The following is a 26,730-nucleotide window of genomic DNA, read 5'->3' as shown; positions in this document are numbered from 1 at the left end:
CGGTTTCGTTTGCCCGATCGGTGCGAAACTGTTAAACGGCAGCACGAATCTTGGGCCGGCCAATCCTACACGATTAATAGCAATATAACCAAAACATATTTAACAGCAACCTCGAATAGCTTATAAAGTAGGCGAAATATTTATAAGCCTTCCGGGCTTACTCATAGTTAGCTGAGGGCGACCGGGGTTCTTCTGGCTCACTCCACCCGGCAGCCCCGAGTAACCCACCCGATACACCATGACAGACACCACCATCAGGACCTACACGGACGAGGAGGAAGAGGAAACCACGACAGTACGATCGGACGAGAAAGAGCGCTGTCCGGAGTGTGGCGGCCGCGTCGTCTCTGACGCCGAACACGCCGAGACGGTCTGTGAGGACTGCGGCCTCGTCGTCGAGGAAGACGAGATCGATCGCGGTCCGGAGTGGCGCGCGTTCGACGCAGCCGAAAAGGACGAGAAGTCCCGCGTCGGTGCGCCAACGACGAACATGATGCACGATCAGGGGCTGTCGACGAACATCGGCTGGCAAGATAAAGACGCCTACGGCCGCGCGCTCTCGAGTCGCCAGCGCCAGAAGATGCAACGGCTTCGCACCTGGAACGAGCGCTTCCGAACCCGCGACTCGAAAGAGCGCAACCTGAAACAGGCACTCGGTGAGATCGATCGCATGGCCAGCGCGCTCGGTCTCCCGGAGAACGTCCGCGAGACGGCGAGCGTCATCTACCGTCGCGCGCTCGAAGAGGACCTGCTTCCGGGTCGATCGATCGAAGGCGTCGCGACGGCGTCGCTGTACGCCGCCGCGCGACAGGCGGGAACCCCCCGCAGCCTCGACGAAATCGCGGCCGTCAGCCGCGTCGACAAAATGGAGCTGACCCGAACCTACCGGTACATCATCCGCGAACTCGGTCTCGAGGTCAAGCCGGCTGACCCGGAACAGTACGTCCCCCGGTTCGTGAGCGATCTCGATCTCTCGGACGAGACCGAGCGCATGGCTCGGGACCTGCTCGAATCGGCGCGTCAGGAAGGCGTCCACAGCGGCAAATCGCCGGTCGGCCTCGCAGCCGCGGCAGTTTACGCCGCAGCCTTGCTGACCAACGAAAAGGTCACCCAGAACGACGTCAGCGACGTCGCGAGCATCTCCGAGGTTACCATCCGAAACCGGTACAAGGAACTGCTCGAAGCATCCGACACCGCCGCGCCAGCCTGATGTGCGTACATTGGGGTGTCTCGACGATCGCTGACCGTCGTCGCCGCGTGTTATCCTCCGCGCTCCGATGAGTCGATCACCGACGCTCGATCACCGACGTAACAACACTTTTGACGATCCGTGTGCTCACAGATACCATGGACCACACGACGATTCAGCTGTTGTGTCCCGAGTGTGCGAAAGATTGGCGTACCGCTCCGGACGATTTGCCGACCCCCGCCGAGATGTTTCACTGTCCGAACTGTCACGCATCGCGACGAACGTCCGAATTTATGCGAACCGATCGCGACCTCCAGACGCTCAAACAGCTCGGGTGACAGCGCTTCCACAGTTCGATATGCGCGGTTCGATCATCGCTCTGTCTGGTGGTCGATCGATTTGTAGTGACCGCTTACTGGCCGGTAGTGCTGCAGCGACCTGTCAGCGACACCCCATAAACCACTTCGTACCGTCGGTAAGATGAGCCTACTCCGGAGACGAAACTGCAACGTTCTCCGGCGAGCGCACCGTCGTCACGCTCTCCGGAGCTGACAGTGCTAACGTCGGATTTGGGCTGCGTGTTAACGCGACTCAAGATAATAATATAACCCTGCAGTGGATAGGGTTGCATGGTTATGAAGAAGCAGGAGCTCATTCACCTCCACGGCCTTCTCGCGGAGGTATCGAACCAGTGTGCGGCGTGGGACAACTGTCAGATCGACCTCGACGACTACGAGTCGCTCGGTATTCGACCGACCTCGATTCACAAGTCGAAAACAGATCACAAAGCTGCTGTCTTTGCACTCGCCGGGGGGATTACGGCGAATATGCGTGACGAAGAACAGGAAGTCGTCGCTCCAACTGCAGACTGAGCCAGATTCGTCTCCTCCGTCCAGACATTTCACACCGAGAGCACTCTCTCTGCCGGCGAACCGATCGTCGTCTCGGATCTCGATCGGTTCTCAGTTTCCAGCAATCGTTTCACCGGCCGATAGAGGTGTCTAGAACTCGTTATCGGGGAACGTCCGTGATGAGGGCGACGATCGACGACGGCTGATTATTCGACGAGATCCTCGAACTCTGGGAGAATCTCGTCGTCATCGTCACCGTCCGAATCCGAATCCGAATCCGAGTCGCCGGTTTCCTCACCGCTCGCGTCGTCTCCGGCGTCGGTCGTGGTGTCTTCGTCCTCGTCGTCGTCTTCGTCTATGACGTCGACGACGATCACTTCCAGCGGGATGTTTTCGAGTCGCTGACCGATCTCTTTGCGTGCGATGCGCGAGGCGTGTTCCTCGCGCTCGACGTTAAACACGGTCATTTCGAGTTCGAGCGCGACGAGTGCCTCGTCCGCCGCGATGAACGCGGGCGGCAGTTCTTCACCCGACGGAGCGGTGCGCTCGCCCATGTTGATCTCGACGTAGTTCAGGTCAGGGTTCAGCATCTCGCCCGTCTTCGAGATGGCGATGCGAATCGCCTCGTCCTCCGTCTCAACGTCGAACACCGGCACGGCAGCCTCGACGACGACCCTGCAATCCATACGTAGATATTGTGTGGCATCCTGTATGAAGGTTCGCCTCACTGGCCCGGAAATCCCCGTCCGTCGGTGCGCTAGGGTGTGCCTACTGATTACCTGCTATCGAATTCGTGAAGAGTCGAACGCCGGCGGTCGGAGTGCCGACGGCCGATCCGCTCGACGCCGATCGACCCGGTTCTCGCATCGAAAGGACCAAGCCCGCCCTCGCGAACTTTCCGGCGAATGCAGACGGGTTCGATTCCAGTCGCTGAACTCTCCGGTGGGTTGGACCTCTACCGGACGCTCGAGAGCGGCCAGAGCTACCTCTGGCGCCGATCGGACGGCGAAATGTACGACGGCGAGCCGCCGAACGAGGCGTGGTATCACACCGTCGTCGACGGCGACGTGATTCGCGTACGACCCCAGGACGGCCACCTCGCGTGGGAGTCGACGACCGACGCCGACCCGATCGTTCGCCGGCTCCTGCGACTGGACGACGATCTCGAGGCGATCGTCGCGACTGCTCCCGACGACGCGCTCGTCCAGGAGGCCTACGACGCACACCGCGGAATGCGCCTGGTCGAAGACCCCTCGTTCGGCACCCTCATCTCGTTTATCTGCTCGGCACAGATGCGCGTCAGCCGGATTCACGGGATGGTCTCGACGCTCGCCCGCGAGTACGGCGACGCGATCGAGTTCGACGGCGAGACATACCACGCGTTCCCGAAGCCGGACCAGCTCGCCGCCGCGACCGAAGCCGAACTTCGGGATCTCGGACTCGGCTACCGCGCCCCCTACGTCGTCCGGACGGCCGAAATGGTGGCCGACGGCGAGGCCCACCCCGAAGCGGCGAGAGACCGCGAGTACGAGGCCGCACGGGAGTACCTGTGTCAGTTCGTCGGCGTCGGTGACAAAGTCGCAGACTGCATCCTGCTGTTCTCGCTCGGATTCGACGAGGCCGTCCCCCTCGACACGTGGATTCGCTCCGCGATCGAGGAGTACTACCCCGACTGCGATCGGGGGAGTTACGCGGAAACGTCGCGGGCGATTCGTGACCGCCTCGGCGGCGAGTACGCGGGCTACGCCCAGACGTACGTCTTTCACCACCTGCGAACTGGTACGTGACCGGTATCTACGTCTACGGTTCCTCGTAGTCCTCGCGGCCAGCGACGGCCCAGTAGGCCTGCGAGACGATCGTGATCGCGAAAATCAACGTGAGAACGATCGCGACGTCGATCGCGACGGCGCTACCGAGCAAATACCACGTCACCCCGGTCGCGACGACAACGAACAAGATCGAACCGAAAAGTAACGCAATCAGGTCCTGAAGCGACGCCCGCTCACTCGATATGTCGAGATACTCCTCCTCGAAGCGATCGATGATCCCCATCAGATGACCTCCTCGCCCGCTTTCCGGGCGGGCAGGAATTCGGTCTCGACGAGCATGGTTTTTGCCGATCGGAGCCGTTGGTCCGCACATGACGGATCGAACCCGCGCACACGTGTTCGTCTCGGGCACGGTACAGGGCGTCTTCTATCGGGCGACGACTCGCGACACGGCTCGCGAACACAGTGTCGACGGCTGGGTGAAAAACCTTGCCGACGGTCGAGTCGAAGGAGTCTTCGAGGGACCTGAAGAAGCAGTCGAGTCGATGGTCGAGTTCTGTCACGAGGGGAGTCCGGCGGCCGACGTCGAGAGCGTTGCAGTCGAGTACGAGGCCCCTCAGGGAGAAGACGGGTTCGAGGTTCGGTACTGATCGCGCGTCTCGTCGAACCGATCGCGTTCGTCGGTGAACGATCGACCGCCGCGCTACACTCGTCTGACCGACCCACCGAACTCGTCTGATCGTCGCATTAGACCCGTTCGACGATCGTTGCAATCCCCTGTCCGAACCCGATACACATCGTCGAGAGCCCGATGTCTTCGCCGCGGCGATCGAGTTCGTGAACCAGCTTCGTCAGCAACGCCGCGCCCGTCGCGCCGAGGGGGTGACCGTGGGCGATCGCGCCGCCGTTGACGTTCGTTCGCGCCCACAGGTCTTCGCGAGGTGCGTCGGTCTCCTCGAGCCACGCGGCGGCGACGGATGCGAACGCCTCGTTCACCTCGAAGAGATCGATATCGTCGATAGAGAAGTCGGTTTTCTCGAGGACGCCCTCGGTCGCCGGAATCGGACCGGTGAGCATCATGACGGGGTCGACACCGACGACCTCGGTCTGGACGATGCGGGCCATCGGCTCCCAGCCGTGTGCCTCGGCCGCCTCCCGACTCGTGAGGAGAACTGCGCTCGCGCCGTCGACGATTCCCGAGGAGTTGCCCGCGTGGATGACCCCCTCCCCGTCGTCTCTGAACGCCAGCGGCAGTTTCTCCAGACTCTCGACGGTCGACTCCGGGCGCGGATGCTCGTCGGTGTCGACGATTCGGCTCTCGCCATCATCTTCGACGCGGACCGGCGCGATCTGGTCGTCGTACCGACCGTCGTCCCACGCCGATTTCCACCGGCGCTGAGAGTCGACGGCCAGTTCGTCCAGTTCCCGCCGGCTGAATCCCCATTCATCAGCGATCCGCTCGGCACTCTCCCCTTGCTGGATCAGTTCGTCGTACTGCTCGAAGTACGAGTCCGCGACACCGCTGAAGTCGCTGCCCATCGGAACGCGGGTCATGTGTTCGACGCCGCCGGCGACGATCGCATCGTGTGCCCCCGTCGCGATCGCACCCGCGGCGAAGTTGATCGCTTGCTGGCCGGAGCCACACATTCGGTTTATTTGGACGCCCGGCACGTCGTCGCCCCAGCCGGCGATCAGCGACGCGATTCGCCCGACGTTGCCGCCCTGTTCGTCGATCGGATTTACGCAGCCGTAGATGACGTCCTCGATCGTTTCCTGGGGGTCGAATCCCAGCCGCTCTTCGAGCGCGATCAGTGGCTCCGCGGCGAGGTCCTGTGGGTGGACCCCGGTGAGGGCCCCGTTTCGCGTCCCGAACGGCGTCCGCACGGCGTCGACGATGACTGCCTCTCGCATGTTCCGATCGTCGACACCCAGCACGAAATACGCTGTGCCGACGGCCACCGGTACTATCCGAACGGCCTCGGCGGCGGCCTTGCGATCGAGCATCCGCAATCTTCAACGGCCGGCCGACCGAACTCCACCCTATGATTACAGGCAGACGGATGGCTGCCGTCGACGAGAACGCCGCCGCGCTCGGCGTCCCGCGCAAACAGCTCATGGAATCGAGTGGGAACGCCGTCGCCAGGCGGGTCCGCGCCATCGCGGAGCCGGACGATCGCGTCGTGATCGTCGCCGGCCGGGGGAACAACGGCGGGGACGCCTTCGTCGCCGCCCGCTTTCTCGACGAGTACGACGTGACGACCCTTCTGCTCGGCCGATCGGACGCGATCGGCACGCAAATCGCGCGCGAGAACTGGGAGGCTCTCGAACGAGCGGGCTACGACGCGCGCGAGGTCACCGACTCGAGCGGATTCGAGCTGCCCGACTGTGACGTCGTCGTCGACGCCATGCTGGGAACTGGAATCCACGGCGACCTGCGAGAACCCGCCGCTACGGCGGCGCGGGCGATCACCGACGCCGACGCGACGGTCGTCGCGGTCGACGTGCCCTCGGGGTTCGACGCCGACGGCGGCGACCACGCCGAAAACGGCGTCGAGACCGACCACGTCGTCACGTTCCACGACGAGAAACCGGGCCTGACCGACCTCGACGCCGAGGTGACGGTCGCGGACATCGGCATCCCGGCCGCGGCGGAGCGGTTCGTCGGTCCCGGCGACGTTCGGTTCGCCAGGCCGGACGATCGCGACGGTCGCCCGTACGTCATCGGCGGCGGTCCGTACACGGGCGCGCCGGCGCTGGCCGCCCAGGCCGCGTTGCGAGCCGGGGCAGAACTCTCCTTCGTCGCGGCCCCGGACGCCGTTTCCGGCGCGATTCAGGGCTACAGCGAGGACCTCATCGTCCAGCCCTACGACGAGGACGTGCTTACGCCCGATCGAGCCGAGGAGTTGCTCGAGACGGCCCAGCAGTACGACAACGTGGTCGTTCTGGGACCGGGTCTTGGCACCGCCGACGAGACGCTCGAGGCCGTCCGCCGGTTTCTCGCGACTTTCGACGGCCGGGCGGTCGTCGACGCCGACGCGCTCGCGGCCGTCCCGGACGTCGAGACCGACGCGACGCTGGTCTGTACGCCAAACCGGTCCGAACTCGCTCGAATGGGCGGGCCGGAAACCGACGATCTGGCCGCCGTCACTCGCGAGATCGAGGACTTCGCGGCCGACCTCGGCCACGTCGTCCTCGCGAAGGGGGCAACCGACGTGATCACCGACGGCGATCGAACGCGGCTCAGTCGCTCGGGAACGGTCGGCATGAAAGTCGGCGGCACCGGCGACACGCTCGCGGGGATCGTCGCCGCGTTGCTCGAACACGCCGATCCGGTGGACGCCGCCGCCGCGGGGGCACGGGTCAACGGTCTCGCGGGCGAACGCCTCGCCGCGCGCGAGGAACACGGCTTCCTCGCGTCGGACCTCCTTGCGGAGATTCCACCGGCTCTGTGGGGTGATACGGATGTCTGAAGAGGAGAGTACCGACGGTCTCACGCACACCACCGAAGACGGCGACGTCCAGATGGTCGACGTCGGCGACAAACCCGACAGCGATCGGCGCGCGATCGCCGCGGGCGAGATCCACCTTCAGCCGTCGACGATCGAGGCGATCAGCGAGAACGAGGTCGGCAAGGGCGACGTGCTCGCCACCGCTCGCGTGGGCGCGATCCAGGCCGTCAAACACACCTGGGAGACGATTCCGATGTGCCACCAGATTCCGATCACGAACGTCGACACCGAGTTCACCCTCGAGGACGATCGGATCGAACTCGAAATCGCCGTCGAAACGACCGGGAAGACGGGCTGTGAGATGGAGGCGCTCGAAGGCGTTACGACGGGACTGAACGTCGTCTGGGACATGGTGAAAGCGATCGAAAAGGACGAAAACGGCCAGTACCCCCAGACGGGCATCGAGAGCGTTCGGGTGCTCGATAAGAAAAAACGCGAGCGGGACGCGTAGCGACCCGAGCGCTGTCGACGCAAACCGTAAACAGAGTTAACCGATTACGACCGGCGATGGAATTAGATCGTCGCGACGGAAACCAGGGGAGACGCGACGCGGCGGGTTAGAGGTCCATACCGCCGTTGACGTCGATGACTTCTCCGGTAACGTACGAGGAGTCCTCGCTCGCGAGGAACCGGACGACGGCCGCGATGTCTTCGACTTCCGCCAGTCGTTCGAGAGGGATGCCGGAGATGATCCGATCGAGTACCTTGTCGGGGACGGATTCGAGCATGTCGGTGGCGGTGAAACCGGGGGCGACGCAGTTGGCCGTCGATCCACCTTTCGCGAGTTCGAGCGCGATCGTCCGGGTGAAGCCGAACATGCCGCTTTTCGCGGTGGCGTAGTTCGCCTGGCCGAAATTCCCCTGTTTGCCGACGACGCTCGAGATGTTGATCAGTCGGCCCTCGTATGCGTTCCAGATATCGTCGTAGAAGACCTGCGTGCAGTTGAACATCCCGCCGAGATTGACGTCCATCACGCGGTCCCACTCCTCGCGGGTCATCTCAGTGAACTGCTCGTCGGCGGTGATACCCGCGTTGTTCACGAGCACGTCGGCAGGGCCGAACGCCTCCTGGCAAACCTCGCGCATATGTTCGACGTCCTCGCGGACGGAGACGTCGGCCTGGGCCGCGACGGCCTGCCCGCCCGCCGATTCGATCGCGTCGACCGCTTCCTGGGCCGCCCCCTCCGACGATCGGTAGTTGATGACGACGTTCGCGCCCTCTTCGCCGAGGTATTCTGCGATTCCCCGTCCGATGCCGCGTGCCGATCCTGTAATGACACAGGTGCGTCCCTCCATAGACATCAGTGACTGCTTGAACGTCTGGTATTAAATAACGACCTGTGAGATACCCGAACATACGTCGGCTCGAACCTGTTCGGTGACCGGTGTGTGGCGGTTCGATGTGACGCCCCCGGTCGGTCTGTGCGATTGACAGCCCAGCGAGTCGGGTAGCGAAACGCGATCAGAACACGCCAAACCGAACGGGAACGCGGAACCCGATTGGACGAATCATCCGATCGGAGTGGGCCGGTCGCAGTTGCTGCGCTATCGGTCGGCCGCCTGTTCGATCCAGTCTTCGATTCGGCTGGGAGAGATTCCCGTCTCGACCGTCAGTTCGGCGGCGTCGGCGGCTGCGAGCTGGTCGAACGTATCGATCCCGGCTTCCGAGAGATCCTCCGCGTAGGCCTGTCCGACGCCCGAGAGGTCGGTGAGATCGTCCGCAGATTCCTCGATTATGTCCTCGTCCGTTACTTCCTCGGCCAGTCCCTCGTCGACGGTCATCTCGCCCGGTTCTGCGGGCGCTTCCTGAACGTCTTCTTCGACGCGCTCTGCAATTTCCTCGTCGGAGCGGTCGTCGCCCGGAAGCTCGTCAGTGTCGGTATCCGTCTCGACAGTTGCACCACCGTCAGTGAGGTCTGCGGTCCCGGTTTCGTCACCCTCGATATCCTCGGTGAGGGCAGCGTCCGTCTCCTCCGGTTCGGGAGTCTCCGGTGCTTCTTCCGTTGCCTGCTCGCCGTTCGATCGGGCCTCGAACCACTCGCACACGTCGGGCCAGAGTTCGGCGTGGCTCCGCGAGGAGACGGACATGCCGATGTGGCCCGTCGCGAACTCCATGATCTCGGTGTCCTCGGAGGGGATTGCGTCGTTGAACGGTTTGGACGCCTCCGGCGGGATGAGATGGTCGTACTCCGCGACGATCTGAAGGACTGGCATGTCGATGTTGGTGATGTCGACGTGTTTCCCGTTCAGACGGAGTTCGTTCTGGATCAGCTTGTTACCCTGATAGATGTCCTCGATGAACTGCTCGTAGGCACCGCCGGCGACGTCGATCCCCTCGTCGAGCCAGCGTTCCATCCGGGCGAAGTTCTCGACGAACTCCTCGTCTTCCATGTTGTCGTAGAACCGGACGTACTTCGTCACGTTGTTCGCGACGGGATCCATCAGCGCGAAGCCGACGTCGAGGAATTCGGCGGGGACGTTGCCGAAGGTGTCGGTGACCCGCTCCGGGTCGTAGTACTCGTCTGCACCCCAGAGTTCGAGCACGCCGCCCTCGCCGGTGAAACACAGTCCCGAGGCCATCAGCGCGAGGTTCTCGACTTTCTCGGGGTGGAGTGCGGCGTACATGACCGACTTGGTGCCGCCCATGCAGTAGCCGAGAATGTTGATCGCGTCGACGCCGGCGCGCTCGCGAACCTCGTCGACGCAGTTGTCGATGTAGCGGTTGACGTAGTCGTCGAGGGTGAGCGATCGATCGAGTTTCGAGGGCTCGCCCCAGTCGATCATGTAGACGTCGAAGCCGGCTTCGAGCAGCGTCTGGACGACCGATCGATCGGGCTGGAGGTCGAGGATGTAGGGCTTGTTGATCAGCGCGTAGACGATGAGGATCGGCACGTCGTGTTGCTCCTCGGTCTGTGGCTCGTAGTGCAACAGGCGAAGCTTGTTCTCCTCGTAGACGACCTCGCTGGGCGTCTGGCCCACCTCGATGTTTTCGATCGTCTCGGTTCGATCGGGGGCGACCTGGGTCTTCTCGGCGAGGTCCGCTGCGCCTTCCCAGGCCTGGCGCTGCATGTCCAGGACCGATGTGAATGGGTTGTTCATTGCTCGTCTTCGAGGTGTGCGAGAACGCGGTCGAGTTTTTCCTCGACGGCGTGCTGGCGGCGCTCGAGTTCGACGAGGCGGTCACCGATCTCGACGGCGTCGCCTTCGGTTGCGAAGCCGAGCGTGTGCAGGGTCTCCTCGGCCGCTTCGTCGGCCTGTTGCTGGAGTTCGAGGATATCACCGACGCTCTCGCCGGTCATCTTGGCGAAGGCCGTCGTCGACATGATCTCCTTGAACGCCTCGTTGGAGGTGTTGAGCCAGATATCGCGGAACTCCTCGATGTCGACGTCCTCGCCTTCCATCTGGTCGTTCATCCGCTCGACCATCTGTTTCGAGGCGTTCATCCATGTCTCGTAGGCGCGGGCGTAGCCCTCGACGCCGTCGGAGATTTCGTTGTCCTCGCTAACCTGACCGATGGTCTCGGACCAGCTCTCGACGAACTGGGCCTGGGCTTCCATATTGTCCTCGAGCGAGTCGAGAAACTGTTCGTTCCACTGTTCGACGAAGGCGTTCCAGTTTTGTACTGGTGGCTGCTGTGAGTCTGACATTGGATAAAATTGGGGTAGGGTAGCCAAAAGACTACGGCTTTGTTACGCGGAGACGTCGAACTCGTCGGCGGCCTCTTCGACGTTTTCGGCGACGGCCGTCACGTTCTGTTCGACCTGCTCGTGGGCTTCGAGGAAGGCGTCGAACGAGGAGTCGACCATCTCGGAGTAGTTCCCGGCGAACTCGTCGTAGGCGGCCTCGGATTCCTCCATCGCTTCGAGGACGGCCTCGAGCGACTGGGACTGAGCGTCTGTCGCGGCGTCGAAGCCTTCGTCGACGAGTTCACGGGCTTCGTCGAAGTTGGCGGCGTCCTCGGGGAGCGAGGCCTCGACGGCGTCGAGGTAGCCGTGGACTGCGCCCTTCGTGAGTTCCGCGTTGGACTCGAACAGGGCACCCGACGTTTCGACAGCGTCGCTGAAGGCGCTGATCGAGCTCTTCTGTGCCTCGAGGGCGTCGTGGGTAAGGTTCTGGGACTGTTCGACTGCGGTGCGCTGTGCGTCAAAGACTTGGGTGAATGGGTTCTGGGTCATGGTTACTCGTCTCGGTTGCGTTTGACGGGAACGACGATCGTCTGGACGATATCGCCCTCCTCGATGTCGAGGGCCTCCCGTTCCGGCCCGGGAATGCTGATCCGACCGCCGCTCTGGACGCGAGCCTTGAACGTCGCCGTTCCCATGTTCATCGGGCCGAGCGCCGACCCGTTCTCGAACGGGTTCGCGGAACTCGCTTGCAGCAACTGCTTCATCATCTCCTGCTGGGATTCGGCAACCTGCTCGCCTGCCTCCTGCATCTGCTCGGTAAACATCGCAGGAGGAAACCAGGTCGATCGGTCGGAGTCGTCCGTCATCAACTCAACGAAGGAACCAGCGAGTAATAAAGCTTGCCCTTAGATACCATCTGATGCCATTGGTTGGATCGCAATGGAGGATGTTGTGTCTGACTCCCTCAGATGGGGCGGTCGGATCGGTTGGGTTCACCGGGTCGTTCGACGAAGACGCCGCGCCGGATCGATAACGCGAGGTGGGGAGCCGGCCGCACGTCTCCCGGCGGAATCTACGGGTCATCGTTCTAATGCTGGCCGAAAAAATAGCGACCTTGCGAAATCGGCCGAAATCCGCAGTAATACTCGATTTCAGACCAACACGTTTCAGTTGCGCCGGCCAAAGAAGTCATAACCCCCACACACATATGCGCCCATAGATGTCACACCAGAACACTGGGGGGAACAATTTTGCCGCCATGACGAACGCCTGGACGACGATGACACAGTCGTTTTTCGAGAGCGCGACCGCCGCAAACCGCGCCGCAGTCTCCGCGATGCTTCCGCCAACGGCGACCCAAAACGGCACCGACGACGAACAGCGCCCGGCCTCGATTCCGTCGATCGACTACTCCAGTCTCGACTGGGAGTTCGATCGGACCGTCGACGACCCGGACCAGATCAGCGTCGGTGACACCGTCACCTTCGAGAAGGTACTCTCGGAAGAAGACGTTCGCGCGTTCGCACACGTCAGCGGCGACACGAACCGACTCCACTTAGACGAGGAGTTCGCCGCCGAAACACGCTTTGGCGAGCGAATCGTCCACGGGACGCTCGTCTCCGGACTGATCAGCGCAGCGCTTGCCCGCCTTCCCGGACTCACGATCTACCTCTCACAGGACCTCGAGTTCAGCGGGCCGGTGGGGATCGGTGATCTCGTCTCCGCGCGCGTCGAAATTGTCGAAGATCTAGGGAGAGATCAGTACCGCCTCGAAACCGTCATTCGAGACGAAGACGACGACGCGACGGTGATCAGCGGCGAAGCGGTCGTCCTGATCGATCCATTGCCAGAGTAATACTCCCGAGACCGTCCGGTTCGGTCGATCTCGGTCCTCGCTCACTTCCCTTCGAATTCCGCTTTTTCGATCGGTCTCGATCGGTACTGTCGGCGGGCGAACTCGTCGCCGCGTTTCGAGAGCGCCGCGTTCGTCTCGCGATCGGTTCCTCGCCGTCGTTCTCGTGAATATAAGTAGTTCCTCGCGGAACGGGCCACCATGACGCTGTTCGGGACCGCAGGAATCCGCGGGCCAGTCGAGGATGTAACACCGTCGCTCGCGCTCTCGGTCGGAGAGGCGGTCGGTGAACCTGGCGAGACCGTCGTCGTCGGTCGCGACGGCCGGGAAACCGGGCCGGCGCTCGCGGCCGCCGTCGAAGCCGGCCTCGAGAGCGCAGGTGCCGACGTGCGTCGGGTCGGTGTCGTTCCGACGCCTGCACTCGCATTTGCCTCGCAGGGTCGCCGCGGCGTGATGCTCACCGCGAGTCACAACCCGCCGACCGACAACGGAATCAAACTCTTCGCGGACGGGGTCGAGTACGACAGCGAGGCCGAGCGCGCCGTCGACGATCACGTCAGCGCCGCCGCGTCCGGCCTCGCCCCCTGGGACGAGTGGGGGGATACACAGCGCCTCGAAATACTCGATCGATACCGCAGTGCCGTCGTCAATTACGTTCGGGACGCGTTCGACGACTCGAGGGGCGGGGACGAGCGACCGCTCGCCGGCTACTCGATCGCCGTCGACTGTGGCAACGGCGTGGGTGCACTCGCGACGCCCCAGGTGCTCGACCGTCTCGGGGCGAACGTCGTCGGAGTCAACGCCTCGGTCGACGGCCACTTTCCGGCCCGTCCGAGCAAGCCGACTCCCGAAACGCTCTCCGAGTTCGCGAACTTCGTCGAACGCGGCGAGTTCGACTGCGGCCTGGCTCACGACGGCGACGCCGATCGACTCGTCGTCCTCGGTCCCGACGGCGACGTCATTCACGAGGATACGATTCTAGCGGTCGTCGCATCCCACTACGCGGCCGACAGCGACGCGGCTGATCCGGTCGTCGTCACCACCCCGAACGCATCCGCCCGGATCGACGAGCGGGTTCGCGAGGCGGGCGGGCGCGTCGAGCGCGTCCACCTCGGCGCGCTTCACGAGGGAATCGCCCGCGAGCGATCGCGGGGGAGCGCCGACGCCGAGGTCGTTTTCGCCGCGGAGCCCTGGAAACACATCCACACGGCGTTCGGTGGGTGGATCGACGGGGTCGTCAGCGCGGCGGTCGTCGCAGGCCTCGTCGCCGACGCTGGGGATACGGCCTCACTTCGAGAGCCAGTCGCCGAGCGACCGTACCGGAAAGTCAGCGTCGAGTGCCCGGACGACGCGAAGTCCGGCGTCATGTCCAGGCTCGAGACCGAACTCCCCCAGCAGTTCCCCGACGCGACCGTCGACACGGAGTACGGCGTGCGCCTCGAATTTGCCGACGCGTCCTGGCTTCTCGTGCGACCGAGTGGCACGGAGCCGTACGTTCGACTCTACGCCGAAAGCGACGAGGTCGACGATCTGGTCCGCGAGGGACGTGCGGTGATCGAGTCGGCAATCGCAGCGAACGTCCGGTGACTGCGTGAGAGAGTACCCGAGAGCATCCGTATCAGCGGACCGGTCCCGTTCGCGTGCCCAAATCGGGGAATCCGACGGCTATAAAACAAGCCTCTACGCTAGTCTACCTCATGTCGCGAAACAGACGGACGATTCTGAAAGCAGGAGGCGTCGCTGGACTCACCGCACTGGCCGGCTGTGTCGGCGGGTTCGGTGATGAAACGGAAGCGGACGTACAGGTCGGAATGGTGTACGCGACCGGGGGACTCGGTGACAACTCGTTCAACGACATGGCACAGCAGGGTGTGTTGCAGGCCCAGGACGAGTACGGCGTGTCTATCGACGACAGCGAACCCGAAGGGGAGGGTGAGTTCGACGGAGCACAGCGTGACTTTGCCGAATCCGGCGACTACGATCTGATCAGCTGCATCGGGTTCGCCCAGGAGGACGCGCTGAGCGGGAACGCACCGGAGTACACCGACCAGAACTTCATCATCGTCGACGCGGTCGTCGAGGAGGACAACGTCCGGAGCTTCGTCTTCGGTGAACCCCAGGGATCGTTCCAGGTCGGCCACCTCGCCGGCTTGCTGACCGACATGGAGTTCGCGGCCGGCGACGGCGAAACGAACCCCGACGAGAACGTGGTCGGCTTCGTCGGCGGCGTCGAATCGCCGCTGATCGAATCGTTCGAGGCCGGGTTCAGGGCTGGCGTCGAGTACGCAAACGAGGACGCCGAGGTCGTCTCGAGCTACGTCGGTGACTTCAACGACACCGCTGGCGGACAGGAGACCGCCGTCTCCATGTACGAAGATCAGGGTGCCGACATCGTCTTCCACGCGGCGGGCGCGACCGGCGTCGGCGTCTTCCAGGCGGCCGAGGCGGAGGGACGGTTCGCGATCGGCGTCGACGACGACCAGTCCAAGAGCGAATCGGATTACGCGGACGTTATCCTGGCGAGCATGGTCAAGCGCGTCGATACCGCCGTCTTCAGCGCGGTCGAAGACGTCGTCAACGACGAGTTCGTCGGCGGTGAAGTCGAGCAACTCGGCCTCGAATCGGACGGCGTCGAAGCGGTGTACGGCGATACCCTCGGCGACGAGATTCCCGACGACGTCAAAGACGCCCTCGATGACTCCCGGCAGGCGATCATCGACGGCGAGATCGACGTTCCGTCCGAACTGTAACTCCTCATGAATCAGCCGGGAGCGCCCCTCGACAGCGGAACTGACGAGACGCTCGCGCGGAGCGACGACCTCGCCGTTCATCTCGACGGAATCACGAAGCGGTTTCCGGGCGTTATCGCAAACGACGACGTCGACCTCGCCGTCGAGCGTGGCACCGTCCACGCGCTGCTCGGTGAGAACGGCGCGGGAAAGACGACGCTGATGAACGTCCTTTACGGACTCTACGAGCCCGAGGAGGGGCGGGTCGTCGTCGACGGCGCGGAACGATCGTTCGAGACGCCTCGAGACGCGATCGACGCTGGCGTCGGGATGATCCACCAGCACTTCATGCTGGTCGATACGATGACCGTCGCGGAGAACATCGCGCTGGGAAACGAACCCCGAAAATGGTTCGGCCTCTCCGTCGATCGGGCGGCGATCGATCGGGAGATCCGGGACCTCTGTGACCGGTACGGGTTCGACGTCGATCCCGCCGCCACGATCGAGGACGTCGGCGTCGGCGTCCAGCAGCGCGTCGAGATCCTCAAGGCGCTCTACCGGGGGGCGGACGTACTCATCCTCGACGAACCGACGGCGGTTCTGACGCCACAGGAGGTCGAGGGACTGTACGACGTCCTCGAGGAGCTTACCGCCCAGGGGAAGACGATCATTTTCATCACCCACAAACTCGGAGAAGCGATGCACGCCGCGGACGCCATCACCGTCCTTCGGGACGGCGAGTCCGTCAGCACCGTCGATCCGGCCGCGAGCACTCGCGAGGACCTCGCCGAACTCATGGTCGGTCGCGAAGTCTTACTCGAGGTCGATGCCGATCCCGCCGAAACCGGCGACGTGGTCCTCTCGACGACCGACCTCTCCGTGGCGGACGATCACGGCGTCGACGTCCTCTCCGACATCGGCTTCGAGGTCCGGGCGGGCGAGATTTTCGGGATCGCGGGCGTCGACGGCAACGGCCAGTCGGAACTGATCGAAGCGATCACCGGCCTCCGAACGCCGGACGAGGGTTCGATCGGGTTCGACGGCAGAGACATCACCGAGTGGTCTCGCCGGCGACGAATCGAAGCCGGCATGGCCTACGTTCCCGAAGACCGCCACGAACAGGGAGTGGTAATGCCGTTCGACCTCGTCGAGAACGGCGTGCTCGGCAGTCAGCGATCGCCCGAGTTCGCAGATTCGGGACGGATCGACTGGAGCGGCGTCCGGGAACATACCGACGCGATAATCGAGACCTACGACGTTCGACCGCCCGATGCAGACGCCGAGGCGCGATCGCTCTCCGGTGGCAACCAGCAGAAGTTCATCGTGGGGCGGGAGTTCGAGCGGGACCCGGCACTCGTCGTGGCGACCCATCCGACGCGGGGCGTCGACATCGGCTCGACGGAGTTCATCCACGACCGACTGCTCGACCTCCGTCGTGAGGGTGTCGCGATACTGCTGGTCTCCTCGAACCTCGACGAGGTCCGCGGGCTGTCTGACCGCCTCGCCGTCATCTACGAGGGCGAGTTCATGGACGTCACCGATCCGGACGATCTCACCGAGGAGGAACTCGGCCTGTTGATGGCCGGTGAAGAACCCACGACCGAGGGGGCGATGGCCGTCGACGCCGAGGATGCGTTTCGAGGGGGTGACGAATGAGAGCTCAGTTCGAGCAGTTCCTGGATCGACTCGTCCGCGCCTCGGTGGTCGAACGCGTCCTCGTCAGCGTCGCCGCGTTGTTCGTCTCGATACTCATCGGCGGCGTCCTCGTGTTCGTCTCCGGTGCCTTCGCCGGCTGTCGAACCGGGCTCGACGTCGCCGGCACCACGTTCTGTTACAACCCGATACAGGTCTACTACGAGCTGTTCTTCGGCGCAATCGGCCACCCGCTCGAGGGAGGATGGAGTCCCTTGAACTTTAGCCTCGCGACGACGCTTCAACAGACGACGCTCCTGATATTCACGGGTCTGTCGGTTGCCGTCGCCTTTCGGGCGGGGCTGTTCAACATCGGCACGCAGGGTCAACTCGTCGTCGGCGGTCTCGCGACCGGCGTCTCCGTCCTCGCCGCGGCGGCGATCGTTCCCGGCGGATTCCTCGGGACGGTACTGCTCATTCCGATCGGAATCGTCGCCGGTGCCGTCGCCGGCGGATTCTACGGCGCGATTCCGGGAGCGTTGAAGGCCTACGCGGACGCGAACGAAGTGATCACGACGATCATGCTCAACTTTATCGCGGTCGGTATCACCTCGACGCTGCTGTCCTGGCAGTTCCAGGACCCGGATAGCGCGAACCCGCAGACGGCGGCCGTCCCGGAGTACGCACAGATTCCGACGATTCCGCTTATCGGCTTCAGCGGCCGGATGCGGTTCTCGCTGCTGGCGCTCGGCTTTGCGGTTTTCCTGATGCTTGCGATCGCCTGGCTCCTGGCCCGGACGAGTTTCGGCTACGAACTGCGAACGAGCGGCGTCCAGCCCGAAGCCGCCGCCTACGGCGGGGTCGACGAGAAACGAATGACCGTCGCCAGCATGACGCTCTCGGGTGCGCTGGGTGGCGTCGGCGGCGCGTTCTGGGTCCTGATGGTTCACGGACGGTGGCTCGAGAACGTACCGCCGCTGGGATTCGACGGCATCGCCGTCTCGATCCTTGCCGGCAACAATCCCCTCGGCGTCGGTCTCGCGGCGTTCCTGTTCGGCGTGCTCCAGAGCGGGTCCCGATCGATCAGCACCGGAACCGACGTTCCGCCGGAACTGGTCGGTATCCTGAGCGGTCTGATCATCCTCTTCGTCGCCATGCCCGAGTTCTTCCGGATGGTCGGCCGGCGGTACGTGTCGATCGACGCCGAACGACCGGTGAGAGCCGACGGTGAGGGGGGTGATTCCGATGAGTGAACTTCGCGCGCGTATCGATGCCGCCTGGAGTCCGCCGTCCCGTCGCACCGTCGGGGCCGTCCTGCTCGCCGTCGTGGCCGTCTGGATCCCGGTCGGAATCGTCTACCCCGACTCCTGGCCCGGCGTCTTGCTTTCGGTCATGGCGAGTCCGAGTACGCACACGGCGACGCTCCGACTCGCGGTTCCGATCGCGCTGGCGGCGATCGGCGGCATCTTCGCTGAAAAGAGCGGCGTCATCAACATCGGAATCGAGGGGCTACTCATCGTCTCGGCCTTTAGCGGGATTCTCGTGACGTTCTGGCTCGGATCGGGCGAGTCGACGATGCTGATCTCGAACCACTGGTGGGGACTGCTTGCGGGCGTCGTCGTGAGCACCGCCTTCGCGCTGGTGTTCGCGATCGTCTGCATCGAGTTCAAGGCCGACCAGATCATCGCGGGACTGGCGGTCTGGCTGATCGCGCTCGGTCTCGCGCCGTTCGTCTCGCGCATCGTCTTCGACAGTCCGAACTCCGCCCGCGTCGGCACGTTCGACAACGTGACGATCCCATTGCTCGCTGAGATTCCGCTGCTCGGCTACCTGCTGTTCGATACGCCGCCGCAGGTCTGGATCATGCTGATCGCAGCGGCTGCAGGCTGGTATCTGCTCACGCAGACGCACTTCGGTCGCTGGGTCGTCGCCAGCGGGGAGAGTCCGAAAGCGCTGGACACCGCCGGCGTCGACGTCCGAAAAGTCAGATACGCAGCGGTGCTTCTGTCGGGTATCTTTGCCGGACTCGGCGGGGCGGGATTCGCACTCGGCCAACTGGGAACCTTCGCCGGGGGCGGCGACACCGACATCCAGGGTCGGGGCTTCATTGCCATCGCGACCTACCTGTTCGCGAACTACCATCCGATCGGCGCACTGGGTGGCTCGTTCCTCTTTGCCGGACTCGACGCGATGCAGATCCGTCTGCAGGCGGCCGGCTACGCCGTTCCAACGGAACTCATCCGGACGATCCCGTACGCGACGGTGATCATCGCCCTCGTGTTTATCGGCCGGACCCGCCTTCCCGAAGCCGCCGGTGAGAACTACGAGTCGGGCGAGGACTGATTTCGCCACTGCGATCGGTGTGGAAACAGGTACTTTCTTTTCCGGACCGGCGGTAGATATCGGTATGACAGTCGACGAACTCGTCGCTGCGGCGCGCGAAATTCAGTCCGAATCCCACGTCCCGTACTCCGAGTACCGCGTCGGTGCCGCCCTCGAAACCGCAGATGGCGAGGTGTTCGTCGGCTGCAATCTCGAGAACGCGAACTACAGCAACAGCCTCCACGCCGAGGAGGTCGCGATCGCCGAGGCGGTGAAAAACGGCCACCACGAGTTCTCGCGACTCGCCGTGAGTTCGAGTCGGCGAGACGGCGTCACGCCCTGCGGGATGTGTCGACAGACACTGTCGGAGTTCTGTGACGAGGACCTCCTGATCGTCTGTGATGAGGGTGAGGACGAATCCGTCAGCGAGTACACCCTCGGCGAACTGCTCCCCGATACGATCTCCCAGGACACGCTCGAGTAACGCGTTGCCGGGTCACCGGCGATCGCACTGCTGGCTCACTGGCGACCGTCGTCGAGATACTCCCGGAGAATCGTCCGGTGACAACGTTTTTTCTCGGTGTTCTCGTAACACACCAGTGCGATCGATTCGCCCGACGCGAGGCGGTTTTCGAGGGTTTCGAGAGCGGCTTGTGCGTCGGCAGACGACTCGAGGTGCTCCCGGTACGCGTCGCCGTACCCGAGCTGGTCCCACGCGGCGTTGTGTGCGCCCTCCGCACAGAGGCCCTGTATCTTGAGGTCATCTTCGACCTCGCGGAACGACCCGAGGAGGGCAGCCGGCGGCCCCAGTTCGGGCACGTTCTCGTCGACTGCGCCGTGGAACCACGGCGTCGGGCGGCGAACGACGCCAACGAGCGTCGTCTCCAACGGCAGATCGACCAGCCCGTGCTGAAGCGCGGCGACGTACGTGTCCGTGAGCGTCCCGTTCCCCCGGTCTCCCAGATCGGTCGCGGCCGTCTCCTCACTCATGCGCGGATGAACGGCCGCCCCGCAGTTATATACCTCGCCGGTGCGAACCCCTTTTTCTGAATGACAGGCGACAGTGAAGATCCGAACGCAGACGTGCAGTACCACCTCGAAGTCGGTCCAGAAGACGTCGCCAACACCGTCCTCCTACCGGGGAATCCCGAACGTCTCGAGAAGATCGTCACCCACTGGGACGACCACGAAATCGTGGCCCACCACCGCGAGTACCGAACGGCGACCGGACGCGCCGAGAGAACGCCGATCTCGGTTACCTCCACGGGAATCGGGAGTCCATCCGCCGCGATCGCCGTGGAGGAACTCGCCCGCGTCGGTGCGGATACCTTCATCCGGGTCGGCTCCTGTGGTGCGATTCAACCCGAGATGGACGTAGGCGACCTCGTGATCACCACGGGTGCAGTCCGACAGGAGGGGACCAGCGACGAGTACGTCCGCGAGGACTACCCCGCCGCTGCGGATTTCGAGGTCGTCTCCGCGCTCGTCGCCGCCGCCGAACGGCTCGGCTACGACTACCATACGGGCGTGACGATGAGCGCCGACTCTTTCTACGCGGGGCAGGGGCGGCCCGGATTCGACGGCTTCGAGGCTGCGGGCGCGGACGACCTCGTCGACGAACTCGCCGCCGCGAACGTCAAAAATATCGAGATGGAAGCGAGCGCCATCCTCACGATCGCGAACGTCTACGGACTGCGGGCGGGTGCGGTCTGTACCGTCTACGCCAACCGCAAAACCGGCGAATTCCGGACCGAAGGCGAATCACGCGCCGCCGAAACCGCCACGCTCGCGACCCACCTGCTCGCGAAAATGGATGTCGTCAAACGCGAGGCCGGCGTCGATCGCTGGCACGCGGGACTCTCGATCGCGGACGCGGACTGAAGGAACTCGCGCTCCCAGAAGTCGGAAACACAGCTTCAGCATGCAGCGATGACTGTGAAAATCCAGCATCGTCCGGCTGGTGACGGTCTGGCGAATATAGTACCAGCTGAAACGAGTGACACACCGATCGCTGGCCGTGGTTTTCACTCACTCCGTTGCTCGCGGGTCACTGCTCGCGGTTCCCGCTGGTCACCACTCGCTATTCGAGGCGCCCGGCGCCTCGCTCCCCTCGTGCGATCGGGTGTGTAGTAACGGTCAGTGGCCACTATAACACGCCGCGGGTCGGTAACCGAGTAGCCGGTTCGTCTCCGAACTGTATCCTCATCACGGTCGAGCCCGTATGGAAGAGCATGACGATGGACCACCCCGTTGTCAACCACTCAAAACCGTCCGAGATGATCACCCACGCGGGACCGGAACAGCCCTGTGTAGAGGGGATTCGCTAATGGAGCGAACCGTCACCGTCGTGCCCGAAGACGGGCTTCACGCCCGCCCGGCCGCGAACTTCGTCGAGACCGCAAACGGCTTCGATGCGGACGTACAGGTCGCCCCTGCCGACGGCGAGCCGGTCGATGCTGCGAGCATGCTCGCAGTCACCAGTCTCGGCGTCAAACACGGCGACGACGTGATCATCGTTGCCGAGGGTCCGGATGCCGAGGCGGCGCTCGACGACCTCGAGGCGCTGCTGTCGACGCCGGAATCAGAATCCGAGTCTGGATCCGAGTCAGAGGCCTGATCATGACATCCGACGAGAACGGATCGCGGACGATCGACGGCACCGGCGCAACGCCGCTGTCCGGGGTCGGAACCGCCCTTCGGTACGACCCCGCTTCGGAGACATCACTGGAAGAGCCGCCGGCCCCCTCACGGGTCGACGCGGCGACCGAACGCGGTCGGTTCGAGTCGGCTCGCGATCGTGCACGCGAGGAACTCACCGCCGAACGCGATCGGACGGCCGATCGCGTCGGCGAAGCGGAGGCAGCGATCTTTGACGCCCACCGCCAGTTCCTCGACGACCCGCAGATCACCGACGGCATCGAGGCAGCGATCGAAGAGGGAGTGCCCGCAGAACACGCCGTCCAGCGAGCGTTTGCCGACCCGATCGAGCAGTTTTCTGGCATGGAGGGCCGGATGTCAGAGCGGGCTGACGACCTCCGGGACGTTCGGGATCGACTGCTTCGCTTGCTGACCGACGGGAAGCGCACCGATCTCGCCGCACTGCCCGCAGGGACAGTCCTGCTGGCCGATCGACTTACGCCGAGCGAGACGGCCCAGTTAGACCCCGATCTCGTCGCCGGCTTCGCGACGAGACTCGGTGGCCGGACCTCCCACGCCGCGATCTTCGCGCGATCGCTCGGAATCCCGGCGGTTGTCGGCGTTGGCGAGGAACTCGAGACGATCGAATCCGACACGGAGGTCCTCGTCGACGGCGAGGCCGGCACCGTGATCGTCGATCCAACGCCCGACCAGCGCAAGCGCGCAAGCGGCGGCCGAGACGCCGAGATCCGCGAGGACCCCGTCTCGACGGCCGACGGAAAGTCGATCGAGGTCGCCGCCAACGTCGGCACGCGTGCCGAAGTCGACGGGGCCGTCACACAGGGTGCGGACGGAATCGGGCTCTTCCGAACCGAGTTCCTCTTTCTCGATCGAAACGGCCCACCGGACGAGGACGAACAGGTCGAAGTGTATCGCGACGCGCTCGCGGCGTTTCCCGACGGCCGAGTCGTCGTCCGAACGCTCGACGTCGGCGGCGACAAACCGATTCCGTACCTCGACCTGCCAAAATCTGACAACCCGTTCCTCGGGCAGCGGGGCATCCGGCGATCGCTGGGTCCCGACGCGGACCTCTTCGAGACGCAGCTCCGGGCACTCCTGCGCGCTGGCGCGGCCGAGGAGGGAACGCTCTCGGTAATGTTTCCCATGATCGCCACGGTGCCGGAACTCGAGGCGGCCCTCGAGACGGTCGAATCGGTGGCGGTCGACCTCGAATCGGCGGGTGCCGAGTACGAACGCCCGGAACTGGGCCTCATGATCGAGACCCCGAGCGCCACCCTCCTCGCACGGGAACTCGCAGAACGCGTCGACTTCCTCAGTATCGGGACGAACGATCTTACGCAGTACGTCATGGCCGCAGACCGGGAGAACGATCTGGTTGCAGCGCTCCACGATCCACGGGAACCGGCCGTCCTTCGGGCGATCGCCCACACGATCGAGGCAGCCCACGAGGACGGCGTCTGGGTCGGGATGTGCGGCGAGATGGCGGGCGACCCCGAGTTGACCGAACTGCTGGTCGGACTGGGACTCGACGAGTTGAGTATGAGCGCGGTCACGATTCCGGATGTCAAAGCGACCGTCACCGAAATCGAGACGGGTGACGCAGAATCGCTTGCCGAGCGAGCGATCGCCGTACCGACCAGAACCGAGGTTGCAGACCTTCTCGATCCGGATTCGAGGTTCCGGGAGAGTTCATGAATTGCCCTGCAGCGGCCCAAGAATGAGCAGGGTCCTGTCGCGATCGAATGCGGTCACAGCCGTCCTCATACGGATTAGTATCATCAATTACCGCCGAACGGCGCCCCGTCTTGGCCGTTCGGCGGTACCGACCGACACTAATCCGTATCAGACGACGTCCAGCGTCTCCCGATCGGCACCCGCTAGTTCGACTAACGCGTCCGCTTCGAGGAGGTGACACTCGCCGGGAATCACGAGTACGTGGAGCGGACCGCCGAAGCTTCGATCAGCAAGATCGGCCATGGTTCCGGCCTCGACGAGCGGGTCAGGGCTTCCCGCACGGGCGACGACGACGCCGACGAGGTCCGGGTATTCCTCGGCGAGCAGTTCTGCCCCGACGTCGGCGGTCATGTACTCGTCTTCCTCGGCGCGCTCGTGGCCCACCTTGATATCCAGGTAGACCACCGTGTGGAGTCCGTCCTCGCGATTGTCGTCGATCGTGATCGTCACGCTCGCGGGCAGGCCGTCCGCACCGTGGGCGTAGGGAAACGGGAGCGTGGTCGCCTTGCCGAACCGATAGTTCTGCAGGCCAGTAAGCGCGCTCGTCGCCGTCTGGGCCGTCACGCCGTGGATCACGCGCGTCTCGATTCCTCGATCGTTTGCCCGGAGGCGAAGGTCGACGTGCGTCGTCGAGATCATCGTGTCGCCTGCGGTGAGGAAGGCGACGTCCTCGGTTTCAGCCGCTTCGAGGATATCTTCTGGGTGTTGTTCGACGCCTGCCCGGTCTCGGACCTCGATCGAGATGTCGTGGTGCGCTTCGAGATCCTCGATCGTCGTTCCGATCAGGTTGCTGGTGTAGAACTCGGCGTAGGCCCGATCGGCGTCGCGCAGGGCGTCTCGGCCCGCCACGGTGATCGATCGCTCGTCGTAGAGACCGAGACCGATGAACGTGAGCATGGGCGGTGGTACAGGGAGCGACGGGAATACGCTTTCGAGACGGGTCGGTCGTCCTTAGAGCGAGAGATGTGACGTCGAGGCAGGACCGTCATCGTCCTCGTCGTCGGTCGATCCGATCGCGCCCTCGTGGGCGAACGACACCTCGTCGTCGGTGAGGTAGACGGTGCCGTCGTCGATCTCGACCTCGATCGAGGGGAGCGTCGTCTCGGCGGCCTCGCCGTTGTCGCAGTAGCCCGAACAGGCGTCGAACAGCGAGCCGTGCTTCGGGCAGATGAGGTGGCCGTCACGCATCGCGACGCCGCGGCCCGTATCGAGGCGCTGGGCCTCGTGCGTACAGCGGTTGATCCAGGCTTCGACGCTATCGGCGTTCGCAGGCCGATCGCTCGTAGAACCGCCGTTCACGTCTTCGTCAGTCGCAGGCGGACTGCTCGCGGAATCGTCTTCCACGCCGTCGTCGTCGCGAGCACTACGCTGACTGCTTGTCGAGCGCCCCTCGACGCTGTCCTCGCAGGGGACCAAGACGACTTCGTCCTGATTACCGTGTCGGTCCCAGACGGTACACAGCCACGATCCGTTCTCGTAAACCGTCTCGACGCTCGTTAACTCCGTTCTATTGCCCATTCGTACTGTCGGGTACGGAGCGTGACCTGAAAACGATTCGTTCAGCGACAGGTGGCCCCGGCGAAGCGTCAGTACTACGGCACCCCGGTGCCGACTGCGGGTATGGAGGTGCCGTGTGTTCGGGTCGCCCGCGAGGCGGGGGAAGCGACGCGATCGCAACTCGCTGAAGCCGACCTGATTGACGACGACTACGAGATCGCCGTCGAGGGAGAGACCCTCTACATCCCGGTGACCGACCCCGAAGCCGTCCCGGACGAGTTCGACATCCTCGACCGCAAAGTCCCCGAGCGCGAGACGCAGACGATGCCGGCGGATCTACTCGACGAGGAACCGTCCTACGAACGTCTGGGAGACGTGGTCTTGCTCGACGAGGACAGTGAGGATCGAGCGCGAGAGATCGCCCGGGCGATCGTCGACTCGGATCTACCAGCCGACACGGTGTTGAACAAACGATCGAAGGTGAAAGGCGAGACTCGAACCCGGGACTGGGCGGTTCTCGCGGGCGAGGGCACCGAGACTGTCCACCGGGAGTACGGCTGCGAGTTCGCGCTGGATCTCGCCTCGGTCTACTTTTCGCCCCGGCTGGCGACCGAGCGCCACCGCGTGGCCGAGCAGGTGACGGCCGACGATCGCGCGTTCGATATGTTCGCCGGCGTCGGCCCATTCGTGATTCCGTTCGCCAAACGCGGCGCATCGTGTGTCGGCGTCGACATCAACGACGTTGCGATCGACTACCTGCGTGAGAACGCGCGCCGAAACGGCGTCGACGATCGGGTAACGGCCATCTGTGACGACGTCCGGAACATCGCCGCGGAGTACGAGGGGTGGGCGTCCCGAATCGTGATGAACCTCCCTCACAGCGCCGACGCGTTCCTCGACAGCGCCGTCCGACTCGCCGGCGAGGAGTGCGTACTCCACTACTACGACATTCAACACGAGGACGATCCGTTCGGACCCGGCGAAGCAGCGATCCGCGAGGCCGCCGGCTCAGCCTACGAGATCACCGTCGAAAACCGCCACGTCGTCCGATCCTACGCCCCCCACGAGATGAACGTCTGTCTGGACGTTCGCCTGACTCGGTCGCGTACGTAACTCGCTCGCACGACCGGTCCGATTCGCAACCCTTATGGCTTCGATCGGCCCTACGCTTACATGCACCCGTGCCGGTGTAGCTCAGACTGGCAGAGCGAATCCTTCGTAAGGATTAGGTCGAGGGTTCAAATCCCTCCACCGGCTTAAATCCTCAGGTTCAAAGCCTCTACCTTCTGGTATCCGAACTTCCGGGAACCTCGTTAGTCCCAGCAAGGCGAATCTGAGGTTCAAAGCTCTCTTTTGGGTAGTC

Annotated in this window: 29 protein-coding genes and 1 tRNA gene; 19 read left to right on the top strand and 11 right to left on the bottom strand. The window is 63.9% G+C overall.

Annotation, left to right across the window (positions count from 1 at the left end; genetic code table 11):
• Positions 1-238 precede the first annotated feature (238 nt).
• From AC6I6L_RS15360 to AC6I6L_RS15350, 3 genes are all read left to right on the top strand, one after another.
• Positions 239-1,210: a transcription initiation factor IIB gene (locus AC6I6L_RS15360; protein WP_497918642.1), complete on the top strand. Its 972-nt coding sequence runs from the start codon at positions 239-241 to the stop codon at positions 1,208-1,210.
• 137 nt (positions 1,211-1,347) lie between these two features.
• Positions 1,348-1,527, top strand: coding sequence for a DUF7836 family putative zinc-binding protein (locus AC6I6L_RS15355; protein ID WP_497918641.1), 180 nt, complete (start codon positions 1,348-1,350; stop codon positions 1,525-1,527).
• Between the two features lie 297 nt (positions 1,528-1,824).
• Positions 1,825-2,061 carry a UPF0058 family protein gene (locus AC6I6L_RS15350; RefSeq protein ID WP_497918640.1) on the top strand — a complete coding sequence of 79 codons (237 nt, stop codon included), beginning with the start codon at positions 1,825-1,827 and terminating at the stop codon, positions 2,059-2,061.
• A 185-nt stretch (positions 2,062-2,246) separates the two neighbouring features.
• On the opposite strand, the gene AC6I6L_RS15345 is transcribed toward AC6I6L_RS15350, so the two are convergent.
• Positions 2,247-2,726 (bottom strand): DUF555 domain-containing protein, encoded by a 480-nt coding sequence (locus AC6I6L_RS15345; RefSeq protein WP_497918639.1) that lies wholly within the window; start codon positions 2,724-2,726, stop codon positions 2,247-2,249.
• A gap of 219 nt (positions 2,727-2,945) precedes the next feature.
• Here AC6I6L_RS15345 and AC6I6L_RS15340 point away from each other — a divergent pair, with 219 nt between their 5' ends.
• A complete protein-coding gene (locus tag AC6I6L_RS15340; protein ID WP_497918638.1) occupies positions 2,946-3,827 on the top strand; it encodes a DNA-3-methyladenine glycosylase family protein in 882 nt (293 codons plus the stop codon).
• Positions 3,828-3,840: 13 nt separating this feature from the next.
• Here the strand turns inward: AC6I6L_RS15340 and AC6I6L_RS15335 are convergent, their stop codons facing one another.
• Positions 3,841-4,092 (bottom strand): hypothetical protein, encoded by a 252-nt coding sequence (locus tag AC6I6L_RS15335; RefSeq protein ID WP_497918637.1) that lies wholly within the window; start codon positions 4,090-4,092, stop codon positions 3,841-3,843.
• A gap of 88 nt (positions 4,093-4,180) precedes the next feature.
• Here AC6I6L_RS15335 and AC6I6L_RS15330 point away from each other — a divergent pair, with 88 nt between their 5' ends.
• Positions 4,181-4,459 (top strand): acylphosphatase, encoded by a 279-nt coding sequence (locus AC6I6L_RS15330; RefSeq protein WP_497918636.1) that lies wholly within the window; start codon positions 4,181-4,183, stop codon positions 4,457-4,459.
• A gap of 97 nt (positions 4,460-4,556) precedes the next feature.
• Here AC6I6L_RS15330 and AC6I6L_RS15325 read toward each other — a convergent pair whose 3' ends face one another.
• Complete coding sequence (locus tag AC6I6L_RS15325; RefSeq protein ID WP_497918975.1) at positions 4,557-5,720, bottom strand: thiolase family protein; 1,164 nt, start codon at positions 5,718-5,720, stop codon at positions 4,557-4,559.
• Positions 5,721-5,851: 131 nt separating this feature from the next.
• Between AC6I6L_RS15325 and AC6I6L_RS15320 the strand changes: the two genes are divergently transcribed.
• On the top strand, positions 5,852-7,279 hold the full coding sequence (locus AC6I6L_RS15320) for an NAD(P)H-hydrate dehydratase (protein WP_497918635.1): 1,428 nt from the start codon (positions 5,852-5,854) through the stop codon (positions 7,277-7,279).
• Complete coding sequence (moaC, locus tag AC6I6L_RS15315; RefSeq protein WP_497918634.1) at positions 7,272-7,769, top strand: cyclic pyranopterin monophosphate synthase MoaC; 498 nt, start codon at positions 7,272-7,274, stop codon at positions 7,767-7,769. The genes AC6I6L_RS15320 and moaC overlap by 8 nt, the downstream gene beginning before the upstream one ends.
• 106 nt (positions 7,770-7,875) lie before the next feature.
• Here moaC and AC6I6L_RS15310 read toward each other — a convergent pair whose 3' ends face one another.
• The 5 genes from AC6I6L_RS15310 to AC6I6L_RS15290 form a co-directional block, all read right to left on the bottom strand.
• Positions 7,876-8,619, bottom strand: coding sequence for a beta-ketoacyl-ACP reductase (locus AC6I6L_RS15310; RefSeq protein ID WP_497918633.1), 744 nt, complete (start codon positions 8,617-8,619; stop codon positions 7,876-7,878).
• 243 nt (positions 8,620-8,862) lie between these two features.
• Positions 8,863-10,416, bottom strand: a complete 1,554-nt coding sequence (phaC, locus tag AC6I6L_RS15305) for a class III poly(R)-hydroxyalkanoic acid synthase subunit PhaC (RefSeq protein WP_497918632.1) — start codon at positions 10,414-10,416, stop codon at positions 8,863-8,865.
• Complete coding sequence (locus AC6I6L_RS15300) at positions 10,413-10,964, bottom strand: poly(R)-hydroxyalkanoic acid synthase subunit (protein ID WP_497918631.1); 552 nt, start codon at positions 10,962-10,964, stop codon at positions 10,413-10,415. The genes phaC and AC6I6L_RS15300 overlap by 4 nt, the downstream gene beginning before the upstream one ends.
• 42 nt (positions 10,965-11,006) lie before the next feature.
• Entirely contained in the window at positions 11,007-11,492 is a 486-nt protein-coding gene (locus AC6I6L_RS15295; RefSeq protein WP_497918630.1) for a hypothetical protein, read from the bottom strand.
• Between the two features lie 2 nt (positions 11,493-11,494).
• Positions 11,495-11,809, bottom strand: coding sequence for an AbrB/MazE/SpoVT family DNA-binding domain-containing protein (locus AC6I6L_RS15290; protein WP_497918629.1), 315 nt, complete (start codon positions 11,807-11,809; stop codon positions 11,495-11,497).
• 353 nt (positions 11,810-12,162) lie between these two features.
• Between AC6I6L_RS15290 and AC6I6L_RS15285 the strand changes: the two genes are divergently transcribed.
• The 7 genes from AC6I6L_RS15285 to cdd all read left to right on the top strand — a co-directional run bounded on the left by AC6I6L_RS15285 (position 12,163) and on the right by cdd (position 19,962).
• A complete protein-coding gene (locus AC6I6L_RS15285; RefSeq protein WP_497918628.1) occupies positions 12,163-12,798 on the top strand; it encodes a MaoC family dehydratase in 636 nt (211 codons plus the stop codon).
• A 198-nt stretch (positions 12,799-12,996) separates the two neighbouring features.
• Positions 12,997-14,382, top strand: a complete 1,386-nt coding sequence (locus AC6I6L_RS15280) for a phosphohexomutase domain-containing protein (RefSeq protein ID WP_497918627.1) — start codon at positions 12,997-12,999, stop codon at positions 14,380-14,382.
• Between the two features lie 110 nt (positions 14,383-14,492).
• On the top strand, positions 14,493-15,545 hold the full coding sequence (locus AC6I6L_RS15275) for a BMP family lipoprotein (protein ID WP_497918626.1): 1,053 nt from the start codon (positions 14,493-14,495) through the stop codon (positions 15,543-15,545).
• 6 nt (positions 15,546-15,551) lie between these two features.
• Positions 15,552-17,180, top strand: a complete 1,629-nt coding sequence (locus AC6I6L_RS15270; RefSeq protein WP_497918625.1) for an ABC transporter ATP-binding protein — start codon at positions 15,552-15,554, stop codon at positions 17,178-17,180.
• Entirely contained in the window at positions 17,177-18,409 is a 1,233-nt protein-coding gene (locus AC6I6L_RS15265; protein WP_497918624.1) for an ABC transporter permease, read from the top strand. Before AC6I6L_RS15270 ends, AC6I6L_RS15265 begins: the two co-directional genes overlap by 4 nt.
• On the top strand, positions 18,402-19,499 hold the full coding sequence (locus tag AC6I6L_RS15260; RefSeq protein ID WP_497918623.1) for an ABC transporter permease: 1,098 nt from the start codon (positions 18,402-18,404) through the stop codon (positions 19,497-19,499). Before AC6I6L_RS15265 ends, AC6I6L_RS15260 begins: the two co-directional genes overlap by 8 nt.
• A 64-nt stretch (positions 19,500-19,563) precedes the next feature.
• Positions 19,564-19,962, top strand: a complete 399-nt coding sequence (cdd, locus tag AC6I6L_RS15255; protein ID WP_497918622.1) for a cytidine deaminase — start codon at positions 19,564-19,566, stop codon at positions 19,960-19,962.
• A gap of 35 nt (positions 19,963-19,997) precedes the next feature.
• Here cdd and AC6I6L_RS15250 read toward each other — a convergent pair whose 3' ends face one another.
• Positions 19,998-20,468 (bottom strand): DUF488 domain-containing protein, encoded by a 471-nt coding sequence (locus AC6I6L_RS15250; protein ID WP_497918621.1) that lies wholly within the window; start codon positions 20,466-20,468, stop codon positions 19,998-20,000.
• Positions 20,469-20,528: 60 nt separating this feature from the next.
• On the opposite strand from AC6I6L_RS15250, the gene AC6I6L_RS15245 reads away from it, so the two are divergent.
• The 3 genes from AC6I6L_RS15245 to ptsP all read left to right on the top strand — a co-directional run bounded on the left by AC6I6L_RS15245 (position 20,529) and on the right by ptsP (position 23,831).
• Entirely contained in the window at positions 20,529-21,359 is an 831-nt protein-coding gene (locus AC6I6L_RS15245; RefSeq protein WP_497918620.1) for a nucleoside phosphorylase, read from the top strand.
• A gap of 445 nt (positions 21,360-21,804) precedes the next feature.
• Positions 21,805-22,095 carry a phosphocarrier protein HPr gene (ptsH1, locus tag AC6I6L_RS15240; RefSeq protein ID WP_497918619.1) on the top strand — a complete coding sequence of 97 codons (291 nt, stop codon included), beginning with the start codon at positions 21,805-21,807 and terminating at the stop codon, positions 22,093-22,095.
• 2 nt (positions 22,096-22,097) lie between these two features.
• Positions 22,098-23,831 carry a phosphoenolpyruvate--protein phosphotransferase gene (gene ptsP, locus AC6I6L_RS15235; RefSeq protein ID WP_497918618.1) on the top strand — a complete coding sequence of 578 codons (1,734 nt, stop codon included), beginning with the start codon at positions 22,098-22,100 and terminating at the stop codon, positions 23,829-23,831.
• A gap of 147 nt (positions 23,832-23,978) precedes the next feature.
• Here the strand turns inward: ptsP and dph5 are convergent, their stop codons facing one another.
• Together dph5 and AC6I6L_RS15225 are read right to left on the bottom strand one after the other, a co-directional pair.
• Entirely contained in the window at positions 23,979-24,767 is a 789-nt protein-coding gene (gene dph5 / locus AC6I6L_RS15230; RefSeq protein ID WP_497918617.1) for a diphthine synthase, read from the bottom strand.
• 54 nt (positions 24,768-24,821) lie between these two features.
• On the bottom strand, positions 24,822-25,388 hold the full coding sequence (locus tag AC6I6L_RS15225; RefSeq protein ID WP_497918616.1) for a Rieske (2Fe-2S) protein: 567 nt from the start codon (positions 25,386-25,388) through the stop codon (positions 24,822-24,824).
• A 102-nt stretch (positions 25,389-25,490) separates the two neighbouring features.
• Here AC6I6L_RS15225 and AC6I6L_RS15220 point away from each other — a divergent pair, with 102 nt between their 5' ends.
• Together AC6I6L_RS15220 and AC6I6L_RS15215 are read left to right on the top strand one after the other, a co-directional pair.
• Positions 25,491-26,480, top strand: a complete 990-nt coding sequence (locus tag AC6I6L_RS15220) for a class I SAM-dependent methyltransferase (protein WP_497918615.1) — start codon at positions 25,491-25,493, stop codon at positions 26,478-26,480.
• Between the two features lie 70 nt (positions 26,481-26,550).
• Positions 26,551-26,624: transfer RNA gene (locus AC6I6L_RS15215), tRNA-Thr, on the top strand.
• Positions 26,625-26,730 lie beyond the last annotated feature (106 nt).

It is taken from the genome of Halosolutus sp. DAT137, assembly GCF_059736405.1.
Note: the sequence above shows the minus strand (reverse complement) of the source record. Positions and strands in the feature narration are given on the sequence as shown.